General features: G+C 50.8%; 7 protein-coding genes. 5 read left to right on the top strand and 2 right to left on the bottom strand.

What is annotated here, in order from left to right; all coding sequences use genetic code 11:
* Window positions 1–78 precede the first annotated feature (78 nt).
* Together bshB1 and HKN79_00370 are read right to left on the bottom strand one after the other, a co-directional pair.
* A complete protein-coding gene (gene bshB1 / locus HKN79_00375) occupies window positions 79–789 on the bottom strand; it encodes a bacillithiol biosynthesis deacetylase BshB1 (GenBank protein ID NNC82006.1) in 711 nt (236 codons plus the stop codon).
* On the bottom strand, window positions 786–1,415 hold the full coding sequence (locus tag HKN79_00370) for a CoA pyrophosphatase (protein NNC82005.1): 630 nt from the start codon (window positions 1,413–1,415) through the stop codon (window positions 786–788). Before HKN79_00370 ends, bshB1 begins: the two co-directional genes overlap by 4 nt.
* A gap of 59 nt (window positions 1,416–1,474) precedes the next feature.
* On the opposite strand from HKN79_00370, the gene HKN79_00365 reads away from it, so the two are divergent.
* Genes HKN79_00365 through ccsA form a run of 5 tightly spaced genes read left to right on the top strand, consistent with a single transcriptional unit; the run spans window position 1,475 to window position 6,440 of the window.
* Window positions 1,475–2,164 (top strand): leucyl/phenylalanyl-tRNA--protein transferase, encoded by a 690-nt coding sequence (locus HKN79_00365; protein ID NNC82004.1) that lies wholly within the window; start codon window positions 1,475–1,477, stop codon window positions 2,162–2,164.
* A gap of 9 nt (window positions 2,165–2,173) precedes the next feature.
* The gene (gene recN, locus HKN79_00360) at window positions 2,174–3,826 is read left to right on the top strand and encodes a DNA repair protein RecN (GenBank protein NNC82003.1); all 1,653 of its coding nucleotides are present in this window, start codon (window positions 2,174–2,176) and stop codon (window positions 3,824–3,826) included.
* A gap of 43 nt (window positions 3,827–3,869) precedes the next feature.
* Entirely contained in the window at window positions 3,870–4,685 is an 816-nt protein-coding gene (locus tag HKN79_00355) for an SDR family oxidoreductase (protein ID NNC82002.1), read from the top strand.
* 16 nt (window positions 4,686–4,701) lie between these two features.
* Window positions 4,702–5,361, top strand: a complete 660-nt coding sequence (locus HKN79_00350) for an ABC transporter permease (protein ID NNC82001.1) — start codon at window positions 4,702–4,704, stop codon at window positions 5,359–5,361.
* A 29-nt stretch (window positions 5,362–5,390) separates the two neighbouring features.
* Complete coding sequence (gene ccsA, locus HKN79_00345; protein ID NNC82000.1) at window positions 5,391–6,440, top strand: cytochrome c biogenesis protein CcsA; 1,050 nt, start codon at window positions 5,391–5,393, stop codon at window positions 6,438–6,440.
* Window positions 6,441–6,491 lie beyond the last annotated feature (51 nt).

Here is a 6,491-nt window from a genome sequence, read left to right as displayed (position 1 = left end):
CACAATACCCATCCTCGGATATGCTGGGAAGAAGAAAGCAAGAAGCTCGTCAGATTCTACGAGGAGATCGCTTCTCGTCTAGGCTAATCGCGTGAGGTCTTCCACCCCGAAGGCCTTGTCCACGGTGAATCCTTCGGCAAATTCCACACCGATGTAGCGACCGAACTGCCGGGCTCTACTATAGAGATAATCGATAAATGTCTTACTGGAGATAGGCGTTTCCGGCTCATCGCTCTCGGGGTCATAGAATTGACTACTGAAAGCCATGATGGCCTCCATCTTCTGTTCTATGTGGTCGGTGATATCCACGATGACATCCGGTTCGATGAATCTATCTTGGATGTAGTGCATGAGCACTCGCGGACGCCAAGGTGCGTAGTCATGGCCCTCCACTGTTGCCTTGACCAATCCGCTGAAGAATGCCGCCTCTTTGATCAGGTCTGCTCCTCGTCCGTGGTCGGGATGCCTATCGGTGATCGCGTTGGCCAGTATGACATCCGGACGGTACTTGCGTATCATGAGAGCTACCTGCATGATATGCTCTTTGTCAGCCCGGAACCAACCATCTTCCATTCCCAGATTCTCTCTGAAATCCAGTCCGAGTATCTCGGATGCATGGTCTGCTTCTTTCTCTCGGAGTTCAGGATTCCCTCTACTGCCCAATTGACCTCGCGTAAGATCCACGATCCCACAGTTCTTTCCTTGATGGATGTGTTTCAGGAGCGTACCGCTGGCCGCTAGTTCTACGTCATCGGGGTGTGCGGCAAAGGCCAGGATATCTGCTTTCATTGCTCGAATTTGCCTAAAATCTGTTTACACTCTGCCAGGATCATCGCTGTAGCTCCCCATACGACCTCCCCATCGAAGGGAAAGCACTGTACTTTCCAAGGGAATGGGGAATCCCTGACCTGTATTTTTCGTTCCACGATGATGTCTTTACGCATCAATTCACTCAAAGGGGTCTCGATACCTCGCTTGACCTCTCTCGTATCATATCTCCATTCCGGTTCGTGATCGATGAGCGTAGCGAAAGGATGCACGATGAAATCACTCGGAGGAATGTATAGGGGGGTCAGTTCGCGTATGATCGAAGAAGTATCTATGCGTAGACCCGTCTCTTCTTCCAATTCACGCAGCATGGCCTCTTCATTGGTCTCTCCATCATCCAATCTGCCACCCGGCAATCCCACCTGACCCGAGTGGACTCCCGCATAATCGTGTCTCTTCAGTAAAAGGAAATGTAATCCGCTTTTCTTGGGATAGATCAGAAAAGCGACCGAACTCACCCGCGGATCATGGTCTCCTTGGATGATCTCCTCTACACTCGGTCGTATACGACCCATCATCGCATCGTGGGCCTTCTTGCCCGGCAAAGGTCCTTGGAAGAGGTCGGGGATATGGTCGATTCCGATCATCAGCGACAAATATCATCGTCTATACGTTCTAAGAACAATGAAAGCGAGAAATTCGCCCTATGCGCATCGCCTATCTCAGCTTGGATGACGATTTCCCGCCCGTTTCTCAGGCCAGGGCGGATGGTCTGTTGGCCATTGGAGGGGATGTAAGCGTAGAGATGTTGCTCAAAGCCTATCCCATGGGAATCTTTCCGTGGTACAATGAAGAACAACCTGTACTGTGGTGGGCGCCCCACGAGCGATGCGTGCTATTTCCAGCTATGATGCACTGTGGCAAGAACCTGAGAAGGACCATTCGACAAAAGAGGTTCGAGATCCGCATGGACACCGCCTTCGCACAAGTTGTGGAAGGCTGTGCACGTATAGGATCCAATCGTCAACAGGGCACGTGGATCAATCCTACATTGAAGGAATCCCTGTGTGAACTGCATGAAATGGGATTGGCCCACTCCGTAGAAGCCTGGATGGATGATTCCTTGGTCGGTGGATTGTATGGAGTGAGTCTAGGTGGGATGTTCTTTGGAGAATCGATGTTTGCTCAAGTCTCCGATGCCAGTAAGGTGTGCCTTTACCATCTCTGCCAATGGATGATACAGCATGACATGGACCTCATCGATTGTCAAATTCCGAATGATCACCTTTTCAGGTTGGGGGCACAGGTGCTGCAACCCGATGAATTCTATCCATTCTTGGAAGAGAGTGTAGAAAAAGAGACGCTGGAAGGACCTTGGGTCTATGACTCTCAGTAATTTCAAGCCGTGCTCAAAAGACTTTTCATACAGAACTATGCTCTTATCAAAGAACTGGACCTCGACCTGGAGTCTGGATTCACCGCACTCACTGGAGAGACAGGGTCTGGTAAGTCCATTCTTCTAGGAGCCTTAGGAATCGCCTTAGGGGAACGAGCAGATACCCATGTGCTCTTTGATAAAGACATCAAATGTGTTGTAGAAGCAGAATTCGACATACGCAGGATGTCCTTGAGAGGCTTCTTCGAGCAAGAAGATATCGACTATCTCTCGCTGTCCACCTTTCGTAGGGAGATCAATACGAGCGGCAGATCACGCGCTTTCATCAATGACACCCCTGTTCCCCTCCAGACCCTGAAGTCTATCGCTCAACGCCTGGTGGATGTGCATTCCCAACATCAGACCCTCTTATTGCGAGATGAAGACTTCCAGTTGCAACTTCTCGACCTCTTTGCCGATCACCGCTCAACATTGGAAGATTATCAGGAGACCTATACCCGCTATCGCAGCACACAAGGCGAACTCGGTCGCTTGAAGAGTTCCATCCATTCTGCAGGTATTGATAAGGACTATCTACAATTTCAGTTGGACGAATTGGAGTCGCTGGACCTGAGTCCGGGAGAAGACCAACGCATCGGTGAAGAACTGGGCCTACTCGAGCATGCACAGGAGATCAAGGCTGTGCTCACATCGGCCATCGGGCATCTACAGACCGAAGGTGGTCTACTCGATCAACTGAACAGCCTCTCTCATGAGATAGAAAGTATAGCCGGACACACCCAGGGTCTCACAGAACTGGCCGATCGGGTAGAGAGTACGCGCCTGGAATTGGATGATATCGGAAGAAGTATCGAGGAGATAGAATCAGGCGTGGAACACGACCCGGAGCGTAAAGAAGTGCTGAGTGAGCGGATGGACGAGTATCAACGATTGATGACCAAACATCATGTAAGCGACCTAGAGGCCTTGATCGCCCTCAAAGCGGATTTTGAGAGCCGTATGGGCCAAGCGGAATCCTCTCGTCAGGAATTGCAACGATTGGAAAAAGAGATGCAAATGTTGGAGGCCCGCTTGAAGGTCTTATCAAGCGACTTGACAGATGAGCGAAAGGCGGCCGTTCCTCGCTTCAGAAAAGCCATTCTGGACGAACTCGACAAACTCTCGTTAAGCAATGCCAATATCGATATATCATTATCTCAGTCATCTGATTACCAGTATTATGGATTTGATATAGTAAACATATTGTTCAATGCGAATAAGGGAGGTGAATTGCAACCTTTGCACAAGGTGGCATCCGGTGGAGAACTCTCCCGCTTGATGCTCATTCTCAAGCAACAGATGGCCCGTATCAAGGGGCTACCTACGCTGATTTTCGATGAGATAGATACGGGGGTCTCCGGTGAGATCGCCTCACAGATGGCGGAGGCACTTCATACACTTGCCAAGGGACGACAGGTCATTGCTATCACGCACCTTGCACAGGTGGCCGGTCGCGCTCAGCATCACCTGCGCATCAGTAAGTCCGATACCGAAGAGCGAAGCATCACCCAGGTAGAAGCTTTGGGTCGGGACGGAAGGATCCTAGAATTGGCCAAGATGTTGAGTGGTACCAAGGTATCCGATGCATCCGTTGCCAATGCCAAGGAACTCCTGAAGAACTGAAGACAGTCTATCTATATTTGGACCCAACACAAAGAGACAAGCTATGGCCGAGAATCTGTTGAAAGGAAAAAAAGGAATCGTATTCGGGGCACTGAATGATATGAGTATCGCTTGGAAGGTGGCCGAGAAGGCCAAGGCCCAAGGGGCTGACCTTGTCCTGACCAATGCGCCTATCGCCATGCGCATGGGCGAAATAGATAATCTGGCCAAATCCTTGGACGCACCGGTCATTGCAGCAGATGCCACCCGGGATGATGATCTGAAGGCCCTTTTTGAGCAGAGCATGGAGCACTTCGGAGGTGGGGTCGATTTCGTGCTGCACTCCATCGGGATGTCGCCCAATGTGCGCAAAGGCAAGCACTACACCGCTTCCAGCCACGACTTCTACTTGAAGACATTGGATGTCTCAGGACTGAGCCTGCATCGGGTACTCCAGGCGGCCTATGAACTGGATGCCATCAAGGAATGGGGCTCGGTGGTCGGACTGACCTATATCGCTGCCCAACGTGTATTCCCGGATTACAATGACATGGCCGATGCCAAGAGCCTATTGGAGTCGATTGCTAGGAGCTTTGGATATCATTATGGAGTCAAGAAGAAGGTGCGTGTCAATACCGTCTCCCAGTCCCCTACCGTCACCACGGCCGGAAGTGGAGTGAAGGGCTTTGATAGTTTCATCGCCTATTCCGAGGCCATGAGCCCACTGGGCAATGCGGATGCAGATGCCTGTGCTGACTACTGTGTGACCCTCTTCAGCGACCTATGCCGCTACGTGACCATGCAGAACCTCTTCCATGATGGTGGCTTCTCCTTCACAGGGGTAAGCGATGCGGTCATGGATAAATTCGTGGAAGGCTGATCGGCCCGCTCAGGCAATGTCGGCCGTTATAGCGCTCATCCGCAAAGAATTCCTGATCGATTGGCGGGATAGACAAGCTTGGGCCAGTATCCTTCTTTACATCCTGGCCACGGTCTATGTCGTCTACCTTGCCTTTGAGAAGATCATCGATGCAGAGACCTGGAATGCATTGCTCTGGGTGATCCTCCTCTTCACGGCATTCAATGTGGTCTCACGCACTTATGATCAAGATACCGGTGGTAGACAATTCTATCTATACACCCTGGCATCCGCCCAGCAGGTCTATCTATCGAAGTCCCTGTACTCTGCCCTTTTCATGACAGTAGCGGGTGTTCTGACCTTCTTGATCTACCAGTTCTTCCTTCCATTGGAGTCTTTGAGTGTCTCGCCTTTGAACTATCTCTCGGCCATCATCCTGGGTGCTATCGGTCTCACATCCATTCTCGGACTCATTAGCGCGATCGCCTGGAAGACTGGAGCCAATTCAGGCATGATCGCCATATTGGGATTCCCGGTGATCATTCCTCTCTTGGTAGCGATCATCACATTCTCAGAAGGCATCATTCTGGGGTATACCTGGTCCATGGTACAGATGTATGCATTGGCATTGATCCTACTGATCGTACTCGGAAACGGATTGGGGTACATTCTCTTTCCCTACCTTTGGCGGGATTGAAAATGGATGCCCGTAATAGTCTTATATAATTGATTACCAGGTTTATACAGCATATCATCAGAAGTAATTGGTGGAAGTATCTCGCCATAGTGACCTTGGTGATCACGAGCTTTCTATCCCTAGGGGTACCACTGGCACCCAACATCCTGACGATCGATACCAACCAACTCAAGGTAGGTACCAACGATATCACCGTCACTGGCTACAATACCCGTTTCGATGCCAGTGAAAATCAAGCATGGATAGAGTATGAGGACTATGCCTTGTGCGCCATCCATACCTATGCCCGATCGAGTGACGAACTGCTGGTGCGATTCGATATTCCCCAAGTCCTGCCGGAGAAGCGTTTGGAGCTATTTATCCACTCGGGATACGGAGGTATCATGCGAAGCCCACAGCGGGTCTGGGTATCGGCAGCGGTAGTCAAGGATACCGCCCAGGTCAATACTTGCTATGCGCCTATCGAGAGCTCTGTAGCCACTCCGATGCTCGCCTTCCCCAACAAGAACATCCTGAATGAGACCATCCGGAATCTGAATTTCCATGTGCCTATGTGGTTCAGCATGATCTTCCTGATGCTCATCTCCTTTGTATGCAGCATCGTCTATCTGCGCAATTCCGATCAACGCTATGACATGGCCGCGCGCTCTGCCATCCATGTCGGATTACTTTTTGCCTGTTGCGGATTGGCTACCGGTTCGCTTTGGGCGCGATTCACATGGGGAGCATGGTGGACCACCGACCCCCAACTCAATGGAGCGGCCATCTCCACATTGATATATCTGGCCTACTTCTTATTGCGGAGAAGCATAGAAGACCCGGATAAGCAGGCACGTATCGCAGCGGTCTACGCCATTTTTGCTTTTGTGATGTTCTATGTCTTCGTCAAAGTCATCCCAGGAATGGCAGATTTCTCGCTTCATCCGGATACTACAGACAACCCGAGTTTCAAGGAATATGACGTAGAGGACCGATTGAAGCTCGTACTGCGCCTGTCCGCCATGGGCTGGATAGCCCTCTCCTTCTGGATATTCACCTTGCGGTATCGATTCCTCCGCGTGGCTGAGAAGGACCATTAAGTTCTTCCATATGGAGGCCTACCCCCTTTCATAGAAGTCATTCTACAGGGT

It is taken from the genome of Flavobacteriales bacterium (assembly GCA_013001705.1).
Taxonomy (GTDB): domain Bacteria; phylum Bacteroidota; class Bacteroidia; order Flavobacteriales_D; family JABDKJ01; genus JABDLZ01.
Note: the sequence above shows the minus strand (reverse complement) of the source record. Positions and strands in the feature narration are given on the sequence as shown.

Bases quoted from the DNA above. Each gene is read 5' to 3' on its own strand.
- HKN79_00365 (NNC82004.1), top strand. From the start codon at position 1,475: ATGCGCATCGCCTATCTCAGCTTGGATGACGATTTCCCGCCCGTTTCT.
- bshB1 (NNC82006.1), bottom strand. From the start codon at position 789: ATGAAAGCAGATATCCTGGCCTTTGCCGCACACCCCGATGACGTAGAA.
- HKN79_00370 (NNC82005.1), bottom strand. From the start codon at position 1,415: ATGATCGGAATCGACCATATCCCCGACCTCTTCCAAGGACCTTTGCCG.
- HKN79_00355 (NNC82002.1), top strand. From the start codon at position 3,870: ATGGCCGAGAATCTGTTGAAAGGAAAAAAAGGAATCGTATTCGGGGCA.
- HKN79_00350 (NNC82001.1), top strand. From the start codon at position 4,702: ATGTCGGCCGTTATAGCGCTCATCCGCAAAGAATTCCTGATCGATTGG.